This is a genomic window from Neorhizobium sp. SHOUNA12A (genome assembly GCF_023006505.1).
Taxonomy (GTDB): domain Bacteria; phylum Pseudomonadota; class Alphaproteobacteria; order Rhizobiales; family Rhizobiaceae; genus Neorhizobium.
Genome location: NZ_JALBGV010000020.1, coordinates 40,279 through 67,210 on the forward strand (window position 1 = coordinate 40,279; position 26,932 = coordinate 67,210).

Consider the following 26,932-nt stretch of genomic DNA (forward strand, 5'->3'; position numbering starts at 1 on the left):
TTTGGGCGGCTTATACATGCCCCCCAGGGCTTTGACCAGTCCCCAAGCCTATTTTTTCGGAATTCCCGCTCAAACTTCGTCTTCCGGCACGATCCAGGTTTCGGCAAGGGCTGCGTCCTGCCACTTGAGCCAAGCCGGATGGGATTTCATTGCCGCGACATAGGCGAGCGTTTCCGGATCCGTCGTGAGATCGTAGACGTCAAAACGGCTGACGACCGGCGCGAACATCGCATCCGCTCCGGAGAATACACCGAACAGGAAGGGGCCGCCGGATTTTGCCCGGAGCTCGCGCCAGATCGTCTCGATGCGAGCGACATCGTCCATCACACCGTCGGCGATAGCGAGCCTCGCCTTCGGACGGCGCATGTTCATCGGGCAGGCGTTGCGCAGCGCGCCGAAGCCGGAAATCATCTCCGTCGAAACGGAACGCGCCACCGCGCGGTCGGCGGCAGCTTTCGGCCAGATGCCCCTGTCCGGAAAAAGCTCAGCAGCGTATTCGATGATCGAAAGCGATTCCCAAACGCGAATATCGCCCTGGTGCAGCACCGGCACCTTGCCGGTCGGCGAGATCGTCTTGAATTTCGGATTGCCGGCCGGGAAGTCGAAGGGGATCAGCACTTCCTCGAAAGGAATGCCGGCCGCCGTCAGCGCAATCCAGGGGCGGAAGGACCAGGAAGAATAATTCTTGTTGCCGATATAAAGGGTAAGCTTTTCCATGGGCCACTCTCCGGTTGGTTTATGAGCCTCATAATGGCCTTGCCAGGAGACGACCAATGAAATCGATAGACCTCAATCATAAATGCATTTGATGTAATCGCCGGATCCCCGCGCCCGGCGCTCGACGAGCACGGCCAGTTGCTGAACGCCGCGGCTCGGTTTGCTGGCGACCCGCGTGATCGGATTGGGAAGTGCTACGGCCAGAAGTGCCGCCTGCCGGGCGCTCAGTTTCGAGGCCGGCACCTTGAAATGATATTGCGCCGCCGCTTCCGCACCATAGATGCCCGGCCCCCATTCGGCGATATTGAGATAAATCTCCATCATCCGGCGTTTCGACCAGACTAGGTCTGCGCCGAGCGCCAGCGGCAGCTCCAGCCCCTTTCGGATGAACGAGCGGCCGTTCCAGAGGAACAGGTTCTTGGCGGTCTGCATCGGAATGGTGCTTGCGCCCCGTGTCGCCTCGCCGTCGAGTGCATCCTCGACCACGCCGCGCATCTGGTTCCAGTCCACGCCACCATGAAAACAGAACTGGCCGTCTTCCGACATCATCACCGAACGGACGAGATTGGGCGAAATCTGGTCGAGGCTCACCCAGCGCCGGTCGTATCCACGAAACAGCGCCAGTTCCGATAGCATCAGTGTCGAAACGGGGCGGGTGAACGGAAGCGCGTAGACGAAGATCAACAGATAGGGCAACACCACCAGCGCGATCGCGATCAGCACGATCCGGCGGATCAGATTGCCCGAAACCGGGCGCCGTCTCCAGCCGGCCCTCACGGGCTCCTCCTCCTGCACCTGCTGTTCGGGTGTGAAGTCCAATATCCCACTCGTCCCTCGTTTTGAGTTTCATAACCGCTCAACGTGGCCAAGGCGAGTCCGGCGCCGAAAACTTCGCATGTCTGGGTGAATCGCCGTTGCCAGCCAACCATCGGCATGCCAAACAGCGGCCATGACGGACGCGAAAACGGCATTCGAAATACGCCTGCGGCAGAGCGCCGCCGAGACGGGAGCACTGCTTTCGTCTCTCCTGTCCGATACCCCTCTTTCCGACGAGACGACCCGCCCGGCGCATCTGATGGCCGCCATGCGGCACGGATCGCTGAACGGCGGGAAACGGCTGAGGCCCTTTCTCGTCCGCGAGAGTGCGGCCCTGCTTGGTGGCCCGGCCGATGTGGCACTTCGGGTCGGCGTTGCGCTCGAGTGCCTGCATTGTTATTCGCTGATCCACGACGACCTGCCCGCCATGGACGACGACGACCTGCGCCGTGGCCAGCCGACCGTCCACAAGGCTTTCGACGAAGCGACCGCCATCCTCGCCGGCGACAGCCTGCTGACCTACGCCTTCGACATCATCGCCGCACCGGAGACGGTGCTCGCCGACGGGCTGAAAACGGAACTCGTCCTGTCGCTTGCCCGCGCCGCAGGTCCCGGCGGCATGGCGGGTGGCCAGGCGCTCGATCTCGCCGCGGAAAAATCGCCGCCCGACGAGGCCGGGATCACCACATTGCAGGCGATGAAAACAGGTGCGCTGCTGCGGTTTGCCTGCGAGGCGGGCGCGATCATCGCCGGCTCTGAACCACAGCATCGCCAACGGCTGCGGCTCTTCGGCCAGAAGATCGGTCTTGCCTTCCAGCTCGCCGACGATCTGCTCGACCTGACTTCGGATGCCGAAACCATGGGCAAGGCGACCGGCAAGGATGCCGGCCGCGGCAAGGGCACACTCGTGGCCCTGCGTGGCATAACCTGGGCGGAGGACCGGCTGGATGCTTTGACGGCCGAAGCCGTGGAACTGCTTGCGCCCTACGGTGAGAAGGCATTCATTCTGCAGGAGACGGCGCGCTTCATCGCCAGCCGGGAAAACTAAACAGGGATAGGAAACGAGAATGCCGGACGCCCTCAGCTATCTGCCCTACATGTGGCCGGCCTATGTCGCCTATGTCATCAACGTCGCGAGCCCCGGCCCGGCCAATTTCGCGATCATCGGCACCTCGATCTCCCAAGGCCGCCGCGCCGGCCTGATCACCGCGCTCGGCATCGCCAGCGGCTCGCTGACCTGGGCGACGGCGGCAGCTCTCGGTCTCGCGGCCTTGCTGCGCAACTATGCGATCGCGCTGGAGATCATGAAGGTGCTCGGCGGCCTCTACCTGATCTACCTGGCCTGGAAGGCTTACAAGTCCGCACGCCTGCCGGATTCCAAGGTCGCTCTCGGCAATGCGAAAACCAACTACACCGCCCGCCAGCTCTGGCTGCGCGGCTACGCGGTCCACGTTACCAATCCGAAGGCGATCTTTGCCTGGCTGGCGATCATTTCGCTCGGCCTGCCGGAAAATGCACCGACCTCTGCGATCCTTTTGATCATCGCCGTCTGCATGAGTTCGAGTCTGCTGATCTTCACCACCTACGCGATGGTGTTTTCCACATCCCACGCGCTGCGCGGCTACAAGGCCGCACGACGCTGGGTCGAAGGCACGATGGCGGTGTTCTACAGCGTCGCCGGCCTGAAGCTGCTAACGAGCCGCATCTGAGCGGCTCGCTTTCGTCAGATTTTTATGATCAGCCCTGGGTGATCGGCGCGATTGCCACTTCGACGCGGCGGTTCTGGGCGCGGCCGTCCGGGCTCGCGTTCGTGGCGACCGGCTGCGACGGTCCAAAACCCATCGTTGACATGCGGCGCTGGTCCACGCCACGGCTGCCGAGATAGTTGGCAACGGAAGCGGCGCGACGCTCGGAAAGAGCCTGGTTATGCTGCAAGCTGCCGGTCGAGTCCGTATGGCCGTTGACGTCGATCAGAGTGCGGTTGAACTTGTTCAGCACGATCGCGACGGAATCCAGCGTCCGGTAGAAGGGCGGGATCACCTGGTCCTGGTCGGTGGCGAACGTGATGTTCGACGGCATGTTGAGGATGATGCGGTCGCCGACGCGGGTCACGGAAACACCGGTGCCCTGCAGCTGGGCGCGCAGTTCCGCTTCCTGATTGTCCATGTAGGCGCCGATGCCGCCACCGGCGAGCGCGCCGATACCGGCACCGATGAGCGCATTGCGGCCCGCATGGCGTCCGCCGGTCAAGCCGCCGGCAAGCGCGCCAAGGCCGGCACCTATGGCGGCGCCGCCGGTGGTGTTGGAAATCTTCTGTTCCCCGGTATAGGGGTCGGTCGTGGTGCAGGCGGAAAGATAGGTCGCGCAAAGTGCGACGATTGCAATTTTCTTGAGCATGTAAATCGATGTCCCCGTCGTCAGTGGTGCAACCTCATTTACCATGAATTGCGGCAATAGCGAGGAGGCCGGCATATCTTCGTCATTGACCACAAGGACGGCCGGAACCGGGCCGATCAAGACACCCCGCAAAGAGATCCGATGCAGCGAAAGAAGAGCCGCGATCAGCCGGCGGCGGGCAGGGTCTTCAAGACGTCCAGCAGCCGGTCACATTCGGCATCCGTGCCGATCGAGATGCGCAGATAGTCGTTTATGCGCGGCTTGTTCCAGTGGCGCACCAGCACGCCCTCGGCCCGCAAGGCCGAATAGACTGCGGCGCCCGATAGAGCCGGATGCCTGGCGAAGACGAAGTTCGCCTGCGACGGCAGTACATCGAAACCCATCGCCTGCAATTCGCCGCTGACGCGGTCGCGCGTCGCGATGATCTTCTGCCGGCAGGTCTCGAACCATGCGACATCCTTGATCGCAGCCGTCGCGGCAACCTGAGCCAGCCGGTCGAGTGGGTAGGAATTGAAACTGTCCTTCACCCGTTCCAGGGCATCGATCAGATGCCGCTGGCCGAGCGCGAAACCGATGCGCATCCCCGCCAGCGAACGGGATTTCGACAGCGTCTGGATGACCAGGAGATTTGGATAGCGGGCAATCAGGCTGGCAGCCGTCTCACCGCCGAAATCGATATAGGCCTCGTCCACCACGACCGGCACGTCGGGATGCGCGGCAACCAGGGCCTCGATATCCGGGAGGGCCAGGCCTATACCCGTAGGCGCATTCGGGTTCGGAATGATGATCGCGCCGCAGGGCCGGTCGTAGTCGGAAAGCTTGATCCGGAAGCCTTCATCGAGCGGGATTTCGACGACGTCGATATCGTAGAGCCGGCTATAGGTCGGATAGAAGCTGTAGGTGATGTCCGGATAGAGCAGCGGCTTGTCATGCTTCAAGAGCGCCTGGAACGTGTGCGCCAGCACCTCGTCCGAACCGTTGCCGACGAAAACCTGATCCGCCTGCACGCCGAAACGTGCAGCGATCGCTTCGCGCAATGCGGTCGCCGACGGATCCGGATAAAGCCGCAACGCAACGTCCGCCGCCGCCTGGACTGCGGCGATCGCCTTTGGAGATGGTCCGTAAGGGTTCTCGTTGGTGTTGAGCTTGACGAGGTTCTGGATACGAGGCTGCTCGCCCGCGACATAGGGTGAAAGCCGGCTGACGATCGGCGACCAGTATCGGCTCATGATTTATTCAGCGGCCGTGCGCTGGCCGAAACGCTGCTCGATATAGTCGATGACCAGCTTCTCGAAATCGGCGGCGATGTTCACGCCGCGCAGGGTGAGCGCCTTCTTGCCGTCGATGAACACAGGGGCAGCCGGCGTTTCCCCGGTACCCGGCAACGAAATGCCGATATCGGCATGTTTGCTCTCGCCCGGACCGTTGACGATGCAGCCCATCACCGCGACGTTGAGCGCTTCGACGCCCGGATATTTCTCGCGCCAGACCGGCATGTTCTTGCGCAGGTCGTTCTGGATGTTCTGGGCAAGCTCCTGGAACACTGTCGAGGTCGTCCGCCCGCAGCCCGGACAGGCGGCGACGACGGGAACGAACTGGCGGAAACCCATGACCTGCAGCAGTTCCTGCGCCACCTGCACTTCGCGGGTACGGTCTCCGTTCGGCTCCGGCGTCAGCGAAACGCGGATCGTGTCGCCGATCCCGTGCTGAAGCACATAACCCATGGCCGCCGAGGAGGCGACAATGCCCTTGGAGCCCATGCCGGCTTCAGTGAGGCCGAGATGCAGCGCATGGTTGGAGCGCTCTGTGAGCATCGAATAGACGGCGATCAGGTCCTGCACCTGGCTGACCTTGGCCGACAGGATGATGCGGTTGCGCGGCAGGCCGATCTGCTCGGCAAGCTCGGCGGAAATCAACGCAGACTGGACGATCGCCTCATGCATGACCTGGCGGGCCGACAGCGGTGAACCGTCAGCCGCGTTACGGTCCATCAGTGTGGTCAGCAGGTCCTGGTCGAGCGAACCCCAGTTGACGCCGATACGGACAGGCTTGTCGTAGCGGATCGCCATCTCGATGATGTCGGCGAACTGCTTGTCCTTCTTGTCCTTGAAACCGACATTGCCGGGATTGATGCGATATTTCGCCAGCGCCTCGGCGCAGGCCGGATGGTCGGCGAGCAGCTTATGGCCGATATAATGGAAGTCGCCGATCAGCGGCACGTCCATGCCGAGACGCAGCAGCCGCTCGCGGATTTTTGGCACCGCGGCGGCACTCTCGTCGCGGTCGACGGTGATGCGCACCAGCTCGGAGCCTGCCTTGTGGAGCGCCGCGACCTGGGCGACCGTTGCGTCGATATCGGCCGTGTCCGTATTGGTCATCGACTGCACGACGACAGGCGCACCTCCGCCGACGATGACCCCGCCGACATCGACGGCGACTGTGGCGCGGCGCGGTTTCGGATCGTAATCGATGGGTGCGGTCATCGGAAGTCTCGTCGCCTTGGGAATGAAGCGTCTTTCAGGTGGCGTATGGCTTGCGGCTTGTCAACCGCAGCGACACTCACTTTATCGCACCGGCCTTTCCCGTTCCAGCCCGGCAGGCTGACGCACCTAATGATGCGCCGTGTCGGCATGTCTGGCCAAGGGCGAGAGAACCAGCACCACGATGATGAGCGCCGAAAGGCCGGCAAAGATCGCCGCCAGCCCCGTGTGTTCGGCGATGAAGCCGATCGCCGATGGAGCGACCAGGATGCCGGAATAGCCCATGGTCGTGACCACCGAGAGGCCGACGCCGGCCGCCATTCCCGGCAGGTTGCCAGCTGCCGAAAACGCGATCGGCACGATATTGGAAATGCCGATGCCCGTCAGCGCAAAACCGGCGATCGCCATCGGCGCATTCTGGGCAAAGCCGATCAGCAGCAGCCCGAAGATCGAGATGACGGCGCAGACGCGCAGCGTCATCACCGCGCCGAAACGGTCGCGGATCAGGTCGCCGGCAAAACGCATCGCCGCCATGGTGAGCGAGAACGCAGCGAACGCGAAGCCGGAGAGGGTGACGGAAGCCGCCAACTCATTGCGGAGGTAAAGCGCACCCCAATCGAGGATCGCGCCTTCCGGGATCATGCAGAACAGCGCCATGATGCCGATCAGCCAGGGCAGCGGCGAAAGCGGCAGGCGGCTTCCGCCGTGCTTGGCTTCGTCCGGATGCGGAGCATCGTGCAAAACGGTCCGCCAGGCGGCAATGATCATCACCGCGGCCAGCACCGTGACCAGGATGGCATGCGCGGAAACGCCGATATGTTCGATCAGGAAACCGCCCGTCGACGAGCCGATCAAACCGCCGAGGCTCCAGAAGGCGTGGCAGGACGACATGATCGCCCGGCGCATGCTTTTCTCGACCGACACGGCATTGGCATTCATCGCCACGTCCATGGCCCCGATCAGGCCGCCGAACAGGAAGATTGCCACAGCGCCGGACCAGATGCTGCCGACCCAGGTGAGAAGCAGCAATGTCGGCGTCAAAAGCACCGAGGTGTATTTGGCGACCTGGCTCGATCCGAAGCGGGCGATCTGACTGCCGGCAAGCGGCATCATCAGCAGCGATCCGAGACCGAACGTCAGGATCATCAATCCGAGCGAGCTTTCGCTCAAGCCCAGGCGGCTCGCAAATTCCGGGATTTTCGGTGCCCAGGCGCCGATCATGAAGCCGTTCATCAGGAAGAGCAGCGACACGCCCGCTCTTTCGCGAGTGAAGAAAGCGCGGGAGGTGGAGGAGGCGTTTGAGGGTGCGCGACTGTCCATGGATAGGTCCTTTCGATCGCCGCGAACATATTTAAATCGATTGAATTTGCAACGTCGCGAAGAGACCCTCCCTCTCACAAATTGTATCGAGGCGAAACCTGCAACGTGAAAAATGTTCGCGGCCGTGCCACTCACCGCACGTCGGCACAGGCTCCGGCGCAATCCCGAACGATTGCGCCGGCCTAATGATCATTTTTGGGGAGGGCCGGAAGTCCGGGCCCTTAGGTATGGCAGCTGTACTCAGCCGCCATAAACGATCAGCAGATCCTTGGCGTCGATCTGGTCGCCGGCCTTGACGAGGACTTCGGCCACGGTGCCGTCTTTTTCCGCATGCAGCGCGGTTTCCATCTTCATCGCCTCGATGGAGAGCAGCACGTCGCCGGCTTTCACGGCCTGGCCGGTTGTCGCGAAGACGCGGGAAATGACGCCAGGCATCGGCGCGCCGAGATGAGCGGCATTGCCGATGTCCGCCTTGCGGCGCACCGCACTGCCGGAAGCGCCATGCGCCCTGTCCGGCACCTTGATGCGGCGCGGCTGGCCATTGAGTTCGAAGAACACGGTGACCATGCCTTGGGCATCCGTGCCGCTCATCGCCTGGTTGACGACAACCAGCGTCTTGCCGCGCTCGATGTCGGCAAACAGTTCCTCGCCGTCGTTGAGACCGTAGAAATAGGCGTGTGTCGGCAGAACGGAGACCGGGCCGTAAGTGTCCGAAGCCAGCGCAAAATCGGTAAAGACCTTCGGATACATCAGGTAGGAAGCGAACTCGAAATCGTCGATCTTGCGTTCCAGCTTGTCCTCGATGACCTTGCGCTCCGCAGCGAGATCAGCAGGCGGCAAAAGCGAGCCGGGCACGGCCGTGTAGGGCGTCTCGCCCTTCAGCGCCTTTTTCTGCAGCGCCTGCGGCCAGCCGCCGGGGGGCTGGCCGAGATCGCCCTTCAGCATCGACACGACCGAATCCGGGAAGGCGATATCCTTCGCCGGGTTTTCGACGTCGGCGACAGTGAGGTCCTGGGAGACCATCATTAGCGCCATGTCGCCGACCACCTTGGACGACGGCGTCACCTTGACGATGTCGCCGAACATCTGGTTGACGTCCGCATAGGTCTGGGCGACCTTGTGCCAGCGGGTTTCAAGCCCGAGCGAGCGGGCCTGTTCCTTGAGGTTGGTGAACTGGCCGCCCGGCATTTCATGCAGATAGACTTCCGAGGCCGGCCCCTTGAGGTCGCTTTCGAAGGCCGCATACTGGCCGCGCACCGCTTCCCAATAGAAGGAGATACGGCGGATCCACTCCGGATCAAGGCCCGGGTCGCGCTCGGAGCCGGACAGCGCTTCGACGATCGAGCCGAGGCAGGGCTGGGACGTATTGCCGGACACCGCATCCATTGCCGCATCGACCGCGTCGACGCCCGCGTCCACCGCGGCAAGCACGGTCGCGGCCGAGATGCCGGACGTATCATGGGTATGGAAATGGATCGGCAACGAGGTTGCCTCGCGCAGCGCCTTGAACAGCACCCGTGCGGCAGCCGGCTTCAGCAGGCCGGCCATGTCCTTCAGCGCGATGATATGGGCGCCCGCCTTCTCCAGCTCTTCGGCCAGGGAAACGTAATATTTGAGGTCGTATTTGGGGCGCGCCGAATTCAGGAGATCGCCCGTATAGCAGATCGCCGCCTCGCAGAGCCTGTTCTCTTCGTTGATCGCATCCATCGAGACGCGCATGTTCTCGACCCAGTTGAGGCAGTCGAAGACACGGAAGAGGTCGATACCGCCCTTGGCGGCCTGGGCAACGAAAAATTTGACGACGTTGTCGGGATAGTTCTTGTAGCCAACGCCGTTGGCGCCGCGCAGCAGCATCTGCAGAAGCAGGTTCGGCGCACCCTCGCGGATCATCGCCAGGCGTTCCCACGGATCTTCGGTGAGGAAGCGCATGGAGACGTCGAAGGTCGCGCCGCCCCAGCATTCCAGCGAGAACAGGTTCGGCAGCGCCCGCGCATAGACGCCGGCGACCCGCGCGATGTCATAGGTGCGCATGCGGGTGGCCAGCAGCGACTGATGACCGTCGCGCATCGTGGTGTCGGTCATCAGCACGCGCTTTTCGTTGCGCATCCATTCGCCGAACTTTTTCGGGCCGAGCGTGTCGAGAAGCTGCTTGGTCCCGTCCGGGACCGGGCCGTTGATATAAGGCAGCACCGGTTTGGCGCTATGTTCGGATGGCACCGGCCGGCCTTTGGTTTCCGGATGGCCGTTGACGGTGACGTCGGCGAGGTAGGTCAAGAGCTTGGTGGCACGGTCCTGCCGCTTCACCTGCTCGAACAGTTCCGGCGTCGTATCGATGAACCGCGTCGTATAGGTGTTGTCGCGGAATTTCGGGTGGCCGATGATCGCTTCGAGGAAGGTGAGATTGGTCGCCACGCCGCGGATGCGGAACTCGCGCAGCGCACGGTCCATCCGGCTGATAGCTTCCTGCGGCGTCGAGCCGGCGGCCGTCACCTTGACCAGCAGCGGATCGTAATAGCGGGTGATCACCGCGCCCGAATAGGCCGTGCCGCCGTCGAGACGGATGCCGAAACCGGCCGCCGAGCGGTAGGCGGTGATGCGGCCGTAATCCGGGATGAAATTGTGTTCCGGATCCTCGGTGGTGATCCGGCATTGCAGCGCGTGGCCATGGAGACGGATGTCAGCTTGAGCCGGCACACCGGATTCGGGCGTGCCGATCGCAAAACCTTCGAGGATATGGATCTGCGCCTTGACGATATCGATGCCGGTGACGACTTCGGTCACCGTGTGTTCGACCTGGATGCGCGGGTTCACCTCGATGAAGTAGAATTTGCCCGTATCGGCATCCATCAGGTACTCGACCGTGCCGGCACCGACATAATTGGTCGCCGCAGCGATCTTCAGCGAATAGGCGGCAAGCTCCGCCCGCTGCTCTTCCGAAAGATAGGGTGCGGGCGCGCGTTCGACGACCTTCTGGTTGCGGCGCTGGATCGAACAATCGCGCTCGAAGAGGTGCACGACATTTCCGTGCGTATCGCCGAGCACCTGGCTCTCCACGTGGCGGGCACGCTCGACCAGCTTTTCGAGATAGACTTCGTCCTTGCCGAAAGCGGCCATCGCCTCGCGTTTGGCTTCCACAACTTCCTTGGCCAGATCCTTCGGATCGCGGATGGCGCGCATGCCGCGCCCACCGCCGCCCCAGGACGCTTTCAGCATCACCGGATAACCGATTTCCTCGGCCATCTTCGCAACGACCGCCATATCGTCCGGCAGCGGCTCCGTTGCCGGCACCACCGGCACGCCGACCGAGATGGCGAGATTGCGGGCCGCAACCTTGTTGCCGAGCTGACGCATCGTATCCGGCCGCGGGCCGATGAAGATGATGCCTGCCTCGTTGCACGCCTCGACGAATTCCGGGCTTTCCGACAAAAGGCCGTATCCCGGATGGATGGCATCGGCGCCGGAAAGCTTGGCGACGCGGATGACTTCCGGAATGGACAGATAGCTCTCGATCGGCCCCATATCCTTGGAAAGATGCGGGCCGCGACCGACCTGATAACTCTCGTCGGCCTTGAACCGATGCAGCGAGAGCTTGTCCTCCTCCGCCCAGATCGCAACGGTTTTGATGCCAAGCTCGTTGGCGGCACGGAAGACGCGGATGGCGATCTCCGAGCGATTGGCAACCAGTATCTTCGAAATCGACAAGACGGATCTCCCCACGCGCCATCGAGAAAAATGCTGCACCGCAAAGAAATCAGTATCGTCTTAATCAAGCAAGTGCAATTTATCGGAAGGCCGGATGACAAATTTATGTCGGACGAATGGGGGCTGGTTTCTAGGTGACGAGACCGAGGCGGAACGTCGAAGCGACGACATGCTGGCGGTTCTTGGCGCGCAGCTTCTCCTGAAGCCCGTTGATGTACCAGTCGACCGTGTGGCTGGAGATATCGAGCGACTTTGCAATCTCGTTGGAGGTCAGGCCCTCGGCCAGCAGCACGATGACTTCCATCTCGCGGCGGGTAAGCTGGGTGTCGACTTTTGCGACAGCTTCCAGTTCTTCTGCCTGGCCGCGCAGCTCCAGAAAGCGCCAGAACGTCCTCTTGGCGGCGGCATCGAACAGCGCCGTTTCAGCAGGCGAAAGATCCACGGGCCGTCCGCCGATGGTCATGTTGCCGAGCAACCCGTTGCGGCCATGGATCGGAAACATATAGCCGTCCTGGAGACCGTAACGCATCCCCTCCTGCATCATCCGCTGCATGCGCTGCCGATGCGGATCGTTGCGGAGCCTGAGGACAGCGTCCCGCCAGCGGAAGTGTCTTTGCGCGATGCTGAGCATCCGGATGGTCGGATCGACCAGCACGTATTTGCGGCTCTCGTAGATTTCCTGCCAGCCTTCCGGCCAGCGTTCGGCGAGGGACAAGCCTGCCGGCCCCTGGTGAGAGCGTGGCCGGATAACCAGTCCGTAATATTCGAAACCATAGGCTTTCAGCAGGGATTCGAGCTGAGCCGTCAGCTCCGCCTCGGTCTTGACTTCCCCGACGAGTACCAAGAGTTGCACGACCAGCTGAATGTTCACGACTTGCTCCCGCCGCGCTCTTTCCGGGCGCTTCTTTTCTTTGTATTAAATTTCAGTGACTTCCCTTATTCACAATCGATTAGCATAGTTATCATTCGTTGAAGGTATACCGCGAAATCTAGCCCTTGACGGCTTTCTGTGAGAAGCTGTGAACTGGTTCGAGACACCGAATACGGGAAGTCTTGCTCTCCATGAAACATTTCTGGCAGAAGGGTATTATCTCCGGCATCCGTCGCGGAATTGCCGTTTACGATCATTAGATTACCGATGCCGCTGCCATGGCGGCTCCACATGAAAAAGGTTGCGCCAGTTGACGCTGTTCCAGGTTTACGCACGAGCCCTCAGATATCTGGCCAAGAACAAATGGCGCGTCGGTGCCGTCGTCGTCGCCAATATCGTGCTGGCCGTCATCACCATTGCCGAACCGATCCTGTTCGGCCGCATCATCGACGCCATTTCATCCGGCGGTACTGTTACTCCGGTCTTGATTTTATGGGCCGGTTTCGGCGTCTTCAATACCGTCGCCTACGTGCTTGTCTCCCGCGAGGCCGACAGGCTCGCCCATGGTCGACGCGCGTCGCTGCTGACCGAGGCTTTCGGACGCATCATCTCCATGCCGCTTGCCTGGCACCACACCCGCGGCACCTCCAATGCGCTGCATACCCTGCTGCGTGCCGCAGAGAGCCTGTTCGGCCTGTGGCTCGAATTCATGCGCACCCACCTCGCCACCGCAGTGGCGCTTGTTCTGCTGATCCCGACCGCAATCTCCATGGATTGGCGACTGAGCCTCGTCCTTTTGGTGCTGAGCATCCTCTACTGGATCATCGGCGTTACGGTAATGAACCGCACCAAGGAGGGCCAGGCCTCGGTCGAGAACCATTACCACACTGTCTTCTCGCATGTGAGCGACGCGATCAGCAACGTGTCGGTGCTGCACAGCTATAACCGCATCGAAGCCGAGACCCTGGCGCTCAAGGACTATACTAAAGATCTGCTCGCAGCCCAATATCCGGTGCTCGACTGGTGGGCCTTGGCGGGCGCGCTCAACCGTACTGCCTCGACGGTGTCCATGGGCGTCATCCTCGTCATCGGTACGCTTCTGGTCCAGCGGGGCGAAATCCGGGTCGGCGATGTCGTGGCCTTCATCGGCTTCGCCAACCTGCTGATCGGCCGTCTCGATCTGCTGCGCCAGTTCGCGACCCAGATTTTCGAAGCGCGCGCCAAGCTCGAAGACTTCTTCACCCTTGAGGATTCCGTCGAAGAGCGTGCCGAGCCGGCCGATGCCGCCGACCTCGGCGAGGTTCGCGGCGAGGTGGAATTCCGCGACGTCTCCTTCGGCTTCGCCAGTACGAGCCAGGGCGTCCACAACGTTTCCTTCACCGCAAAAGCCGGGGAGACGGTTGCCATCGTGGGCCCTACCGGTGCCGGCAAGACGACGCTTATCAACCTCCTGCAGCGTGTCTACGATCCCCAGGAAGGCAAGATCCTGATCGATGGCGTCGATATCGGCAAGGTGACGCGGAAATCACTGCGCCATTCCATCGCCACCGTCTTCCAGGATGCCGGTCTCCTGAACCGGTCGATCAGCGAAAACATCCGCCTCGGCCGCGAAGGGGCGAGCGAGGAGGAAATCGCCAAGGCGGCGGAAGCCGCCGCCGCCGCCGAGTTCATCGAAACCCGGTTGAACGGCTATGAGACGCCTGTCGGCGAGCGCGGCAACCGCTTGTCCGGCGGCGAGCGCCAGCGCATCGCCATTGCCCGCGCCATCCTCAAGAATGCACCGATCCTTGTCCTCGACGAGGCGACCAGTGCGCTGGACGTCGAGACCGAGGCTCGCGTCAAGACGGCCATCGACCGCCTTCGCGAGAACCGCACCACCTTCATCATCGCCCACCGGCTTTCGACCGTTCGCGATGCGAACAAGGTGATCTTCCTCGAGAACGGCCGCGTCGCCGAGATGGGCAGCTATGACGAACTCAGCGAGAGCGGCGGACGTTTTGCCTCGCTGCTGAAGGCAAGCGGCATCCTGACCGACGACGAAGCGAAGGATCACACGACACCGGAGGCGCAGCCCGCCTGACCAGGCGATCCCGAAGTCGGTCGATCCCGAAGCCCAACGAAAAAACCCGCCGCCATTCGCATGGCGGCGGGTTTTCTTTTGTCGGTTTCCGATGATCGGAGGTCTCAGCTATCGGCCGGTTCCGGCAGTCGCTTCGCAGCGGCTCCATCGAGGAGGAAACCTTCCGTCTCATTGACCGCCTGACCGTCGATCGTGACCTTGTCGCCTTCGACAGTGATCTTGTGCACCGTGTCGTCGATGGTCAGTTCGGCGGTGAAGCCATTCCAGTCGGTCGGCAGTGCCGGGTTGACGAACAGCCGGTCGCCTTGGCGGCGGATGCCGAGGATGCCCTCGGTGGCCGCACGATAGAGCCAGCCAGCAGAACCCGTATACCAAGTCCAGCCGCCGCGGCCGGTATGGGAACCGTGACCATAGACATCGGCCGCGACCACATAGGGTTCGACCCGATAGGTCTCGGCCGCGTCCTGGTCGAGCGCGTGGTTGATCGGGTTCAGCATCTGGAAGCACTTCCAGGCGTCGTCGCCCCGCTTCAGCGCTGCCAGCGCCAGCACGACCCAGATCGCCGCATGGGTATATTGGCCGCCGTTTTCACGAACACCCGGCGGATAGGCCTTGATATAGCCCGGGTCCTTGCGGGTATCCTGGAACGGCGGCGTGAAGAGGCGGATGATGCCGGCTTGGCCGTCGACCAGTTTTTCAAGCACCGCATCCATCGCCTGGGCGGCGCGTTCCGGATCACCTTCGCCCGAGAGCACGCTCCAGGACTGGGCAAGCGAGTCGATGCGGCATTCGTCGCTGGTGCTCGAGCCGAGCGCAGAACCATCGTCGAAATAACCGCGCCGGTAGTAGGTGCCGTCCCAGCCGGCCTTTTCGAGCGCCTGCTTCAGCGTTTCGATATGGTCGGTCCAGCGCTGGATGCGCTTCTTGTCCTTGCGTGCTTCCGCATAGGGCAGGAAGTTGCGCAGTGCCGCGGCCAGGAACCAGCCGAGCCAGACGCTCATGCCGCGGCCGCCGATGCCGACGCGGTTCATGCCGTCGTTCCAGTCGCCGCCGAGGATGAGCGGCAGGCCCTTGTCGCCGGTGCGCGTGATCGCCAGGTCCAGCGCCCTTGCCGCATGCTCGTAGACAGTTGCGGTATCGGTCGACACCGTCGGCTGGAAAAAGGAGTCGTGCTTGTTCTTTTCGAGCACTGGGCCGTCGATGAACGCCAGTTCCTCGTCGAGCAGCGATGCATCGCCGGTCACCGAGACATATTGGTGGATACCGTAGGCGAGCCAGACGACGTCGTCGGAGATCATCGTCCGGACACCGGCGCCGGAGCCGGGCAGCCACCAGTGCAGCACGTCGCCTTCCTTGAATTGCCGCGAGGCCGCGTTGACGATCTGGCGGCGGGCAAGCGACGGCTCGTGCACCAGGAAAGCCAAGGTGTCCTGCAGCTGGTCGCGGAAACCGAAGGCGCCGGATGCCTGGTAGAAGGCGGTGCGGGCCATGATGCGGCAGCCGAGCGCCTGGTAGGGCAGCCAGTGGTTGACCATGTTGTCGAGCGACTTGTCCGGCGTCGAGATCTTCAGGCGGCCGGTGAAGCCGGTCCAGAAGTCACGATTCGCCGCAAGAATCGGAGCGAACTCCTCGCCGCGCAGCTGGGCGACCAGCGCCTGAGCCTCTTCCTTGGTATCGGCGTCGCCGAGATAGAAGGTAACCGTCTTCTCTTCGCCCGGGGCAAGCTCGATGTCATAGGCAAGTGCCGCGCAGGGATCGCCATCGAGATCGAGGGCGTTGCTCAGCGCCGAAGCGGACATCACCGCCGCCGGCATCTGGACCGAACCGAAGCGCCCGATGAATTCGCGGCGGCTTGCCGTGAAGCCGACCGGCGTCTCCTTCATGCCCATGAAGGCAAAACGGCGGTAGTCGATGCTGTAGGAGTTGGTGGCGAAAAGTGTTCCCGTCTCCTCGTCCCGGCTGGAGAGGATGAACGGGATGGACCGGGCCGGATTGGCGCCGAGCAGCCATTCCACATAACCGTAGACGCGCAGCCTGCGTGTTTCCGAGCCGCCGTTATGGACGAGGATGGACGAGAGCTTTGCGGCCCGTGTCCGGTCGACCGTCTGGGTCAACTTGATCTTCAGGCCTTCCTCTTCGCTCGAGAAGACGGAGTAGCCAAGGCCGTGGCGGGTTTCAAACTTGACTTCCGGCTTGCGCGACAGAACCGCAAACGGGGTCATGACCGCACCACTGTCCCGGTCGGCGACGTAGAACGCCTCGCCGGGACGGTTGATGACCATGTCGTTGGTCCAGGTCGTCAGCTGATAGTCGCGGGAGTTCTTGGCCCAGGTGAAGCCTGAGCCTTCCGCCGAAATGTGGAAGCCGAACTTGTCGTTGGAGATGATGTTGATCCACGGCTGCGGCGTCGACTGGCCGCCGTGCAGGCGCACCACATATTCGCTGCCGTCCTTGGTGAAACCGCCGAAACCGTTCCAGAAGTCGAGATCCGCCGGTGCCTCGATCGGAGCCGGAGGCTGGAAGATCTCGCCGTTCAGCAGCGGACGACGATCGACTTCGATCTGCTGGTCCTTCGGCGGCGCGAAGATCGTCGCCGTGCGGTTGAGCTGGTCGCTGATCTTGCCGTTGCGGGCATGCAGAACCACGCGGGATGCGGCGATCAGGCCTTCCGAACCCTCGTCGTCCATGATGTCGCGGCGCAGCGAGAAGACGTGCTGGCGCTGGCCCTCCTGCTGGCTGAGGCGGCGGGAACTCTCTGAGAGATGTTCCAGCGCCTGCTGCATTTCCTGCGCATAGGAAGCCGCCCGCTCGTTGAAGATCACGAGGTCGGTGACGACGCCGCGCGAGCGCAGATATTCCTGGGCGCTCATCGCCTCCTTGGCGACCGGCATGTCGTTGTCGTCGTTGATGCGCAGCGTGAAGATCGGGAAGTCGCCGGAAACCGACGACGGCCAGAGCGACGACTGCGGCTGCATGCCCGCGTGTATGGTCGCCTGGTCGGCGCGAAGCTGCATGTCCGGATAGATGAGGTAGCGCGCCAGGTGCTGGAACGCCGCCGCATCCTGTGAGGAGACGCCGAGGTGGCGCATCTGCACCTGGGTGCGCGTCCAGGCCTGCGTGAGCTCGGTCTGGAAGGCGTCCGGATGACGATAACGTTCGATCGCCTGGTCGAGTTCTTCGCGCCTGGGTGCCGCGATCGTCCAGAAGATCACGCTCACCTTCTTGCCGGCCGGCACGCGCACGACGCGGCGCAGCGACAGGATGGGATCGAGCGTGAAGCCGTCGGTGCCCGACAGCGTCGCGCCGGGATCGAAGGCTGCAGCTTCCGAAAGCGTGCGGCCGCGGCCGAGGAACTTGCGGCGGTCCGTCTCGAATTCGGTCGGCCGGGCCGAACCGGCATTGTCGGCCGCCAGATGGGCGATGATCATGTCCGGTTCGTTCGGCGCGCGCTTGTTGCGCCACGCGCGGATGACGTCGCCGCGGCGGCCGATTTCGGTGCGAACGAACATCCGCTGGAAGACCGGGTGGGCGTTGTCGTCGTCCTCGGTGGTCAGCACGGGCTCCATATAGGACGTCACTTCGATGAAGCGATCCTCCGTACCCATGTTGAGCAGCGTCAGACGCCGGCCTTCGGCATCGTGTTCGCTCGCTACGATGCATTCGACCGTGCTCGTGAGGTCGCCGATCGTCTTGTGGAATTCCGCCCGTTCGTCGGAAAAGATCGCCCTGGTCTTTTCACCTTCGATACGACGCGGCTCGGCGGTGGCAGACCACCATTCGCCGTTCGTGGTGTCGCGCAGGAACAGGAACTGGCCCCAGCGATCTTCGGTCGGATCGGGCTTCCAGCGGGCGACAGACAGTCCGTTCCAGCGGGAATATCCCGAGCCGGTCGCGGTGAGCATGACCGAGTAATGACCGTTGGAGAGCAGCGCCAGCTCCCGGTCCTTGGTGGCCGGGTTGGTGATGGTGCGGATTTCCGAACGCAACAGTTCGCCCTGGCCCTTGCCGGGGGTTTCTTCGTGCTTGGCGCTCATCACCGGAATATCGCGCGGCGCCTTTTCCTGCAGCAGCAGTTCGGCGGCCTCGATGGTCGGGTCGGAATGGAAGAGTTCGCGCAGCAGGCCGTTCATCACCACGTTGGCGATCGCGGCGATCGACATGCCGTGATGGTGGGCATAATAGTTGAACACCACCGCGCAGCGCTTGCCTTCCGGCACGCGGGTCGGCGTGAAATCCACCGCATCGTAGAAACCGAACACCCCGAGCGCTCCGAGCGAGCGCAGTTCGGTCAGGTTTTCAGAGGCAGCGATCGGATCGTACTGGCTGGCCAGGATCGACGCATAGGGAGCGATGACGGCGTTTTGTCCGAGGCCGCGCTTGAGGCCGAGCGTCGGCACCCCGAAGTTCGAATACTGATAGTACATCTGATGGTCGAGAGCGTTGAATGCCGCTTCCGAGATGCCCCATGGCGTGCCGAGGCGGCGGCCGTGGTTCATCTGTTCCTTGACGATCAGATTGTTGGTCTGGTTGAGGATGCCCCCCTGGCGCTCCTGCATGACGAGCGGCGGCATGAGGTATTCGAACATCGAGCCGGACCAGGAGACCAGCGCGCCGCGCGCACCGATCGGCACCACCTGGCGGCCGAGCTTGTACCAGTGCTCGGTCGGCAGGTCGCCCTTGGCGATCCCGAACAGGCTGGTCAGACGCGCTTCGGATGCGAGGAGGTCATAGCAGGCTTCGTCGATCTCGTTGGTTTCGACACGATAGCCGATCGACAGAAGACGACGCTCCTTGCGGAACAGGAAGCTGAAATCCATCGCGAAAGCGAGGCGGCGGGTTCGGTCGCGCAACACGCCGAGCCGCTCCCGCAGCGATTCGATATTGGCATTGTCGAAGACGCTATCGGCGATATGCGCCTCGCAGGCGGCGACGAGAGATGCCGACCAGCGGGTAACTTCGTCGCTCTGGGTCGAACGGACTTCCTGATCGAGGTTGACCGCGAGCTTCTGGATGTCGCGGGCAAGCACAGCGAGGTTGATGATCCGGATCGACGCGAATTCATGCTCGCGCTTGACCGCGGCAAGCGCATTGCCGAAGCCGGCGATACGCTCCTCCAGACGGCGACGCAGCGGGCGCACGGTCTTGCGGTCGTCCGGCAGAGCCTTCAGCGTTTCCGCCAGAATGCCGCAGACGTCGCCGATGCCGTCAAGATTGCCCTGAAGATGGGCGGAAGGGGCCTCGGCCCAGATGCGCAACGCCGACGAGATGGCGATCAGATGGCCGGCGAAGTTGCCGCTGTCGACCGACGAGACGTAGCGCGGCATCAGCGGCTGCAGGGTATCGGTATGATACCAGTTGTACATGTGGCCGCGGAACTTGTCGGCTCTTTCAACCGCAGAGATCGTCTGCTCGATGCGCTCGATCGTGTCGGTGAAGCTGATCCAGCCGAAATGCCGCGCCGAGATCGTCGACAGCAGGTAGACGCCGATATTGGTCGGCGACGTGCGCTTGGCGATGACCGGGTTCGGCCTCTCCTGGAAATTGTCCGGCGGCAGGTAGTTCTGCTCCGCGGTCACGAAGGTCTCGAAATACCGCCAGGTGCGGCGGGCGATCTTGCGCAGTTCGATAGACACGGGTTCCGGCACGAACAGCCGGTCTTCGGTCTCGGCCGACTGGCTGACATACCAGGCAACGAGCGGCGAGAAGATCCACAGCACGGCGAACGGAATACCGACCAGGAATGCATTGTCGCCCGGCATGGCCGACAGGATGATGCTGAGCACGGCGATTGCCGGCGCATGCCACATCGTCTTGTAATAATCCTGCGGGCTCCCTTGCGCGCTCGACTGGATCGAGGCGGCGGTGCGCCATTCCAGCATCAGCTTGCGGCTGAAGAACAGGCGGTAGAGAGACCGGGCGATCGCATCGGTCATGATGCAGGCGGAATCCGCGATGAAGACGACGCGGAGGGCGACCTGCGCATTGGCGGAACGCATGTCCGACCAGACGGAATAGAAATGCGCGCCGGGAACGATATCGGTGGAGCTCGGCAGCAGGCCGGTGACCAGGCTGAGGGTCGGAGCGACGAACAGCGAGAAGATCAGCAGGATCTGCCAGATCAGCGCGCCGAGCGGATCCATGAAGTACCAGCCGAGCACGGAAGCGAAGAACCAGGCGATCGGGGTCAGCGACCGGCGCAGGTTGTCGATCATCTTCCAGCGGCCAAGCGCAGTCACGCCCCGCTTCGGATCAAGGATGTAGGGCAGGAGCTGCCAGTCGCCACGAGCCCAGCGATGCTGACGCGAAACCTCGACCTCGTAGCGGACCGGAAAGTCTTCGACCAGTTCCACGTCGGTCACGAGAGCGCAGCGTGCGAACGAACCTTCGAGAAGGTCATGCGAGAGAACCGAATTCTCGTCGATCCGGCCCTTGAGCGAGGCCTCGAAGGCATCGACGTGATAGAGGCCCTTGCCGGTGAAGCTGCCTTCGCCGGTCAGGTCCTGGTAGACGTCGGAGACGGTGAAGACGTAAGGGTCGAGGCCGCGGCCGACGGAGAAGACGCGCTGGAAGACCGAGGCTTCCTTGCCGGTCGTCAGCGACGGCGTCACGCGCGGCTGCATCAGACCATAACCATGGATGACGCGATTGGTTTTCGGATCGAGCACCGGCTGGTTGATCGGATGGTGCATCTTGCCGACGAGCTTGGTCACCGCATCGCGCATCAGGCGCGTATCGGCATCGAGCGTCATGACGTATTGGACGTCCGGCGGAACGATATTGGCACCCGGAAGATAGCTGGTGTCGCGATCACCGCGCAGCAACATGTTGAGCTCATGCAGCTTGCCGCGCTTGCGCTCCCAGCCCATCCATGCGCCTTCGGCGGGATTGAATAGGCGGCGGCGATGCAGCAGATAGAAGCGCGCCTTGTCATCCTCCCCATACTTGGCGTTGAGCGCTGCGATCTCGCGCTTCGCATAGTCGAGGATTTCGAGGTCGGTATCGGTCTCTTCGAACTTGCTGTCGCGCCAGTCGCTGAGCAGAGAGAAGTAGATTTCACCGTGGTGATTGGCGAGATAATGGACCTCGAGGTTGCGGACGAGTTCGTCCACGGTATCGCGATCGGTGATCAGGCAGGGTACGGCAACCAGCGTTCTTGCCGCTTCCGGAATGCCCTCCTTGAACTCGTAGCCGACCAGCCGGGCTGGCCTCACCACATAGGTCACCAGCGTATTGAACAGGCCGGTCGCGCCTTCGGAAGCCGGCAGTGCAAACATCAGCAGGAAGCAGAAGACGACCGGCAGCGGAATATCCGCCTGCACCAGGAACCAGCCGGCAATCGCCATGGCGAGAACGGTGATCAGGATGACCGGGCCGGCGATCGCAAACCAGTTGAGGCGGCGGACGAGGCGGACAAATTTCTGGACGAACAGCAGATCGTAGCCGACTGCCGCTTCCAGTTCCCGGCGGCGGCGGCCGACGACGAAAGCGCCGACATTGGTCTCGCGCGGATCGGCATTTTCTTCCGCCGCCGCTTTTTCGGCGAGCTGGATGGCGGCTTCCGCCACCTCGGCCTCGCTCTTGCGGGAGCGGCGGGCGATCTGTTCGATACGGTTGCGATAGGCGTTGCGCGAACCGAAATCGAGCGCCTGATAGTCGGTGCGCTCGCGGAAGATCTTGTCGATCTGCGAAACGTCTTCGAACCAGACGCTCCACTCCGTGTCGTCGATCTCGCGCAGGCTCTTGATGATGTTACCCATCGTCACGTTGCCGGACGACAGACGGTTCTGTTCGGCGAGCATCACCTCTTCGACGCCGGTGCCCGCCTGTTCGAGACGCTGCTCCAGCCAGGCGACGGCAAAACCCGAGGTCTGTGAGGCATTGCGAAGGCGATAGAGGAATTGCGCCGTGAACGTGTTGTCGTTCGTCAGGTTCTCGATGCCCTTCAGGACATCGGCGCTCGCCTCCTCGTTGTTGAGGCGGATGATCTCGTCGGCGGTCTCGTTGGCGCGACGACGCATGTTGCGCGAGCGGTCGACACGGGTGGCGATGCGGCGCAGGTTCTCGATCAGCACGAAACGGATGAACGAGGGCAGCGCCCAGAGTTCGCCGATCTCGAGCGGTTCCTTGACCTGGAAACCCTGGACCATGGAGGCCAGCGCTTCGCGGGAAATGCTGCTGTGGGTATGGGCGACATAGAGCCAGGCGAGCGCCAGGACGCGCGGCAATTCCTGGCCGCCGACCGTCATCGTCGGCAACTGGCGGAAGAATTTCTTCGGGAAGTCGCGGCGGACTTCCTGGATCGCCTCTTCGACGATGTAGTAATTGTCGAGCAGCCATTCGGCGGCGGGCGTAATCGACGCGCCGGCATCGACATCGGTAGCCGTCGCCCGGTAGACCCGAAGGATTTCCTTCTCGTTCTCCTCATGCCGCTTGAAGAACTCGAACGCCATCAAGCCCGGCAGGCTGGGCGTGCCCTCCTTGCCGAGTTTCTCGCCGCATTCCCGCAATGCATCGATGTTGAAATAGGTCGAGCGGATCGAGTCGTTATGATCGATCTGCTTGGCTTCGGTTTCGCGCGAGGAAGCTGACGGCGGAGTGTGAAATGACATGGATACGGGCTTCTGCTGAAAACTTTAAGGGTTTGTCGGCCTCGCCTTACTCGGCCTGCATCGGAAGCGCCAGTCATCATTTGGATTATGGTGACCAGCCGGATGCAAACCCGCGAGGATGGGAAATAGAGAGCAGTCCGGATATTGCAAACGACTGACTGGAATCTATTGCTCACTTCCTGCGGATTGACACATATTCCGGCTCTACCGAGGCTCGCCTGAATGGAACCTGAACGGAAGCAACCCATTGATAATGCGATGAATTTCGAGGCGGCGCGGCAGGCCTGTCCGAGCACCTTGCGGTAGCGGGGACGGCTAAATTTAATCGGGAAGGGTTTACCTTCCGGAGGCCCGGCTGATATTCATCGTGGACGCAAGGGCGATCTCGTCGTGCCCGCGACCGGTCCAATCGAACCTTCGGTGTTTTGAACGATGACGATCCAGTTTTCCAACTATATGGCCGAAGTGGTGGCCACTCGCCGTTACCTTCATCAACATCCGGAACTCGGCCTATCGGAGTTCAACACATCCGACTTCGTCGCCGCTCAACTCATCGGCCTCGGATATGAAGTCACCCGCGGCCTCGGCAAGACGGGCGTTGTCGCCACCTTGAAGAACGGCACCAGCGGCCGGTCGATCGGCATCCGTGCCGATATGGATGCGCTGCCGATCGAAGAGGAAACCGGCGCCGAATATGCCAGCAGGAACAAAGGCCTGATGCACGCCTGCGGCCATGACGGCCACACCGCGATGTTGCTGGGCGCGGCCAGGATCCTTGCCGAGAGGAGGAATTTCGATGGCACGATCCACCTGATCTTCCAGCCGGCGGAGGAAAATTTCGGGGGTGCCCGGTTGATGATCGAGGACGGTCTCTTCGAGCGTTTCCCGTGCGATGCCGTGTTCGGGCTGCACAACGACCCCAGCCTGCCCTTCGGTCAGATCGGCGTCAAGGAAGGCCCGATGATGGCGGCGGTCGACGAATGCCGCATCACGGTCAATGGCCGCGGCGGCCATGGCGCCGAGCCGCAGGATACGTCGGATCCGATCGTCTGCGGCGCGAGCATCATCATGGCGCTGCAGACGATCGCCTCGCGCAACATCCACCCGCTCGACCAGATGGTGATCACCGTCGGCGCTTTCCATGCCGGCATGGCGAGCAACGTCATTCCGGAGCGGGCGGAAATGCTGCTCACCATCCGCTCCTTCGATCCGGACGTCCGCAACGAGCTGGAAAGGCGCATCCGGATGGTCGCCGAAGGCCAGGCCGCCAGTTACGGCATGAGCGTCACGCTCGATTACAAGCGGGGTTACGAGGCGACCATCAATCACAAGGCGGAAACGGATTTCGTCCGCGACCTCGCCCGCCGCGTCGTCGGCGAGGACAAGGTCATCGATCTGCCCCGCCCGTCCATGGGTGCCGAGGACTTCGCCTATATGCTGGCGGAGCGGCCGGGCACCTATTTCCTGCTCGGCACCAGGCGCACCGACAGCGATCCGCCGCTGCACCACCCCCGTTTCGACTTCAACGACGACGCGCTGCCGATCGGAACCAGCTTCTGGGTAGAGCTTGCCGAAGCCTATCTTCCGACGAGATAAGCCCGAAACGAAAACACCTCCCGAGCGGCAAGCGCGGGAGGTGTTTCGGTCTTGGGAGAACCAAGCCCGATTTGAAAAGGCGAAACCTGAAAGGCTCAGGGGAAAAGGCCGAGCGTGACAGCGCCGACAAAGATGAACGCTGCCGTGACCAGGGCGGTATGCGCCGCCCACTGCCATTTGCCCGCGGCGCTGCGGACTGGGAAAGACCGTGTCTGATGCTCTATATGACGCATTGGATGTCTCCCGGGTTCTGCTTTCGCCCTTTTCGGACGTTTAACCTATCCTAGCTTATCTCTACCAAGCCGATAGAGATAATGTTCCAACCTGCCACCAGTTCCGTAGAAAATCCTTTTTTCTTAACGGCCCTTCCGGGTGTTTAACGGTTTATTATACCCGGGGCCCTCGCGAGCCCTTCAGGCGCCAAAACGATCCAGCGCCAGACGGAAGATATCCGGGTCGATATTGCCGCCCGAGCAGACGGCAATCACCGTATCGCCCAGCGTCTCGCCATGGAAAAGAACGGCCGCCAATGCCACCGCCCCGCCGGGTTCGACAACGATCTTCAGCCGGCTGAAGGCAAGCGCCACCGCATGCAACGCTTCGTCGTCGGTCACCACGAGACCTGCGCCGCAGAGCTTCGACATGATCGGAAAGGTGATGTTGCCGGGCTGCGGCGTGACGATCGCATCGCAAAGCGAACCGCCCTGGGTCGCGTTGCGCTCGATCTTTCCGGAAGCCAGCGAGCGCGTCACGTCGTCAAAGCCTTGCGGCTCGCAAGGGTGCACGAGAAACCCAGGGGCCTTGGCGTTCAAGGCCAGCGCAACGCCGGAAATGAAGCCGCCGCCGCCGGTCGGCACCAGCACATCGGCCTTCTCTATTCTTTCCTCCTTGGCCTGTTCGGCGATTTCGAGCCCGGTCGTGCCCTGGCCGGCGATCACCAGCGGCTCGTCGAACGGCCTGATCAGCGTCAGGCCGCGCTCCTGCGACAGCCGCGCGCCGATCACATCGCGATCCTCGTTGAGGCGGTCATAGAGCACGACGTCTGCGCCATAAGCGCGAGTATTTTCGATCTTGATGCGCGGCGCATCGGACGGCATGATGATCACGCTCGGGATGCCGTGCATCCTCGCCGCCAGCGCCACGCCCTGGGCATGGTTGCCCGAAGAGAAAGCGATCACGCCCTTGGCCCGGACGTCGGGCGACAGTGCCGAAATCGCCGACCAGGCGCCGCGAAACTTGAACGAACCCGTGTGCTGCAGGCATTCCGGCTTCACGAAGATGCGCCGCCCGGCGATGTCGTCGAGAAAGGGCGAAGACAGCAGCGGGGTGCGGCGCACGTGGCCATCGAGACGGACACGGGCGGCTTCGATCATGGCGATATCGGTCATGCGGGAAATTCCATTCGGAGGGCGAGGCGGTGAGGCCACAAACCTATCGGCGGTTTCCGTTTCGGTAAAGGCCGGAAAAGGATCGGTTCAGCGGGCTTCCATCCCTTGAGACAACGGCAGGGAACCGAGCTTCACCACCGCCTTGATGGGCAGGTGATCGGATGCAAGCCGTGCAAGCGGGCTGTCATGGGTTTCGACGGCATCGATCAGCCCGGGCTGGTTCGCCATGATGCGGTCGAGCGCCAGGACAGGCAGGCGCGACGGAAAGCTCGGCACCGCAGCCGGGAGACCGAACACGGTCGCGAGCGTATTCAGGGAGGAGCGGTCACCAAGCCGCCATTCGTTGAGATCGCCCATGAGCACGGTCGGCTGCTCGTCACGCGAGCGCAGGATATCGAGGATCATGCGGGCCTGCTGCTGCCGCGAACGGTTGAGCAGGCCGAGATGGGCGGCGATGATCCGAAACGCGCTGCCGTCCTTGAGTTCCAGTTCGGTGATCAGAGCGCCCCGCGGCTCGAGCCCCGGCAGCTTGACCTGGTGGACATCGCGCACGAGGCCTTCGCGGAAGAAAACAACGTTGCCATGCCAGCCATGCGCCTTGGCGACACCCGAGACGGGCACCGGGAAAAGACCCGTCTCCCGCTCCATCCAGGCAAGATCGAGCAGGCCACGCCGCTCGCCAAATCGGGAATCCGCCTCCTGCAGCGCGATCACATCGGCACCGATTTCACGGATCACGTGGCTGGTGCGCGCGGGATCGAACTTTCCGTCGATGCCGACGCATTTGTGCACGTTGTAGGAGGCGATCAGCATGCCGTGCCCGCGTTCACGCTCCTCATGCGTTCCGGCACCGCGGTTCCTTCGAGCCCGGATGGAAGCCAGAATGCTTTTCGGAAGATTGGGACGTTTTTCCCGCATGGTTCTTTTGACTATTCGCCGATCAATGAAATCTATAA

General features: G+C 62.4%; 16 protein-coding genes. 4 read left to right on the forward strand and 12 right to left on the reverse strand.

Going from position 1 to position 26,932, the window contains the following annotated elements; all coding sequences use genetic code 11:
• Nucleotides 1-69: 69 nt before the first annotated feature.
• Nucleotides 70-717 carry a glutathione S-transferase family protein gene (locus tag MOV63_RS11880; protein ID WP_247033951.1) on the reverse strand — a complete coding sequence of 216 codons (648 nt, stop codon included), beginning with the start codon at nucleotides 715-717 and terminating at the stop codon, nucleotides 70-72.
• A 72-nt stretch (nucleotides 718-789) separates the two neighbouring features.
• A complete protein-coding gene (mtgA, locus tag MOV63_RS11885; RefSeq protein WP_405029325.1) occupies nucleotides 790-1,536 on the reverse strand; it encodes a monofunctional biosynthetic peptidoglycan transglycosylase in 747 nt (248 codons plus the stop codon).
• 130 nt (nucleotides 1,537-1,666) lie between these two features.
• Between mtgA and MOV63_RS11890 the strand changes: the two genes are divergently transcribed.
• Together MOV63_RS11890 and MOV63_RS11895 are read left to right on the forward strand one after the other, a co-directional pair.
• A complete protein-coding gene (locus MOV63_RS11890; protein ID WP_247033952.1) occupies nucleotides 1,667-2,581 on the forward strand; it encodes a polyprenyl synthetase family protein in 915 nt (304 codons plus the stop codon).
• A gap of 19 nt (nucleotides 2,582-2,600) precedes the next feature.
• Nucleotides 2,601-3,242, forward strand: a complete 642-nt coding sequence (locus tag MOV63_RS11895; protein ID WP_247033954.1) for a LysE family translocator — start codon at nucleotides 2,601-2,603, stop codon at nucleotides 3,240-3,242.
• A gap of 28 nt (nucleotides 3,243-3,270) precedes the next feature.
• Here MOV63_RS11895 and MOV63_RS11900 read toward each other — a convergent pair whose 3' ends face one another.
• The 6 genes from MOV63_RS11900 to MOV63_RS11925 form a co-directional block, all read right to left on the reverse strand.
• The gene (locus MOV63_RS11900) at nucleotides 3,271-3,930 is read right to left on the reverse strand and encodes an OmpA family protein (RefSeq protein WP_247033956.1); all 660 of its coding nucleotides are present in this window, start codon (nucleotides 3,928-3,930) and stop codon (nucleotides 3,271-3,273) included.
• Nucleotides 3,931-4,094: 164 nt separating this feature from the next.
• The gene (gene hisC, locus MOV63_RS11905; RefSeq protein ID WP_247033958.1) at nucleotides 4,095-5,159 is read right to left on the reverse strand and encodes a histidinol-phosphate transaminase; all 1,065 of its coding nucleotides are present in this window, start codon (nucleotides 5,157-5,159) and stop codon (nucleotides 4,095-4,097) included.
• Between the two features lie 3 nt (nucleotides 5,160-5,162).
• Nucleotides 5,163-6,413 carry a flavodoxin-dependent (E)-4-hydroxy-3-methylbut-2-enyl-diphosphate synthase gene (ispG, locus tag MOV63_RS11910; RefSeq protein ID WP_247033960.1) on the reverse strand — a complete coding sequence of 417 codons (1,251 nt, stop codon included), beginning with the start codon at nucleotides 6,411-6,413 and terminating at the stop codon, nucleotides 5,163-5,165.
• A gap of 126 nt (nucleotides 6,414-6,539) precedes the next feature.
• A complete protein-coding gene (locus MOV63_RS11915; RefSeq protein WP_247033961.1) occupies nucleotides 6,540-7,730 on the reverse strand; it encodes an MFS transporter in 1,191 nt (396 codons plus the stop codon).
• A gap of 240 nt (nucleotides 7,731-7,970) precedes the next feature.
• Nucleotides 7,971-11,432 (reverse strand): pyruvate carboxylase, encoded by a 3,462-nt coding sequence (gene pyc, locus MOV63_RS11920; protein ID WP_247033962.1) that lies wholly within the window; start codon nucleotides 11,430-11,432, stop codon nucleotides 7,971-7,973.
• A 130-nt stretch (nucleotides 11,433-11,562) separates the two neighbouring features.
• On the reverse strand, nucleotides 11,563-12,303 hold the full coding sequence (locus MOV63_RS11925; protein WP_038546828.1) for a LuxR family transcriptional regulator: 741 nt from the start codon (nucleotides 12,301-12,303) through the stop codon (nucleotides 11,563-11,565).
• A 310-nt stretch (nucleotides 12,304-12,613) separates the two neighbouring features.
• Between MOV63_RS11925 and MOV63_RS11930 the strand changes: the two genes are divergently transcribed.
• The gene (locus MOV63_RS11930; RefSeq protein ID WP_247033963.1) at nucleotides 12,614-14,383 is read left to right on the forward strand and encodes a glucan ABC transporter ATP-binding protein/ permease; all 1,770 of its coding nucleotides are present in this window, start codon (nucleotides 12,614-12,616) and stop codon (nucleotides 14,381-14,383) included.
• Nucleotides 14,384-14,487: 104 nt separating this feature from the next.
• On the opposite strand, the gene MOV63_RS11935 is transcribed toward MOV63_RS11930, so the two are convergent.
• The gene (locus tag MOV63_RS11935) at nucleotides 14,488-22,992 is read right to left on the reverse strand and encodes a GH36-type glycosyl hydrolase domain-containing protein (RefSeq protein WP_247033964.1); all 8,505 of its coding nucleotides are present in this window, start codon (nucleotides 22,990-22,992) and stop codon (nucleotides 14,488-14,490) included.
• Between the two features lie 432 nt (nucleotides 22,993-23,424).
• On the opposite strand from MOV63_RS11935, the gene MOV63_RS11940 reads away from it, so the two are divergent.
• Nucleotides 23,425-24,588: a M20 aminoacylase family protein gene (locus MOV63_RS11940; RefSeq protein WP_247033965.1), complete on the forward strand. Its 1,164-nt coding sequence runs from the start codon at nucleotides 23,425-23,427 to the stop codon at nucleotides 24,586-24,588.
• A 95-nt stretch (nucleotides 24,589-24,683) separates the two neighbouring features.
• Here MOV63_RS11940 and MOV63_RS11945 read toward each other — a convergent pair whose 3' ends face one another.
• From MOV63_RS11945 to MOV63_RS11955, 3 genes are all read right to left on the reverse strand, one after another.
• On the reverse strand, nucleotides 24,684-24,821 hold the full coding sequence (locus MOV63_RS11945) for a hypothetical protein (RefSeq protein ID WP_157885188.1): 138 nt from the start codon (nucleotides 24,819-24,821) through the stop codon (nucleotides 24,684-24,686).
• Nucleotides 24,822-25,001: 180 nt separating this feature from the next.
• On the reverse strand, nucleotides 25,002-25,976 hold the full coding sequence (locus MOV63_RS11950) for a threonine/serine dehydratase (RefSeq protein ID WP_247033966.1): 975 nt from the start codon (nucleotides 25,974-25,976) through the stop codon (nucleotides 25,002-25,004).
• Between the two features lie 87 nt (nucleotides 25,977-26,063).
• The gene (locus MOV63_RS11955) at nucleotides 26,064-26,894 is read right to left on the reverse strand and encodes an endonuclease/exonuclease/phosphatase family protein (RefSeq protein WP_247033967.1); all 831 of its coding nucleotides are present in this window, start codon (nucleotides 26,892-26,894) and stop codon (nucleotides 26,064-26,066) included.
• Nucleotides 26,895-26,932 lie beyond the last annotated feature (38 nt).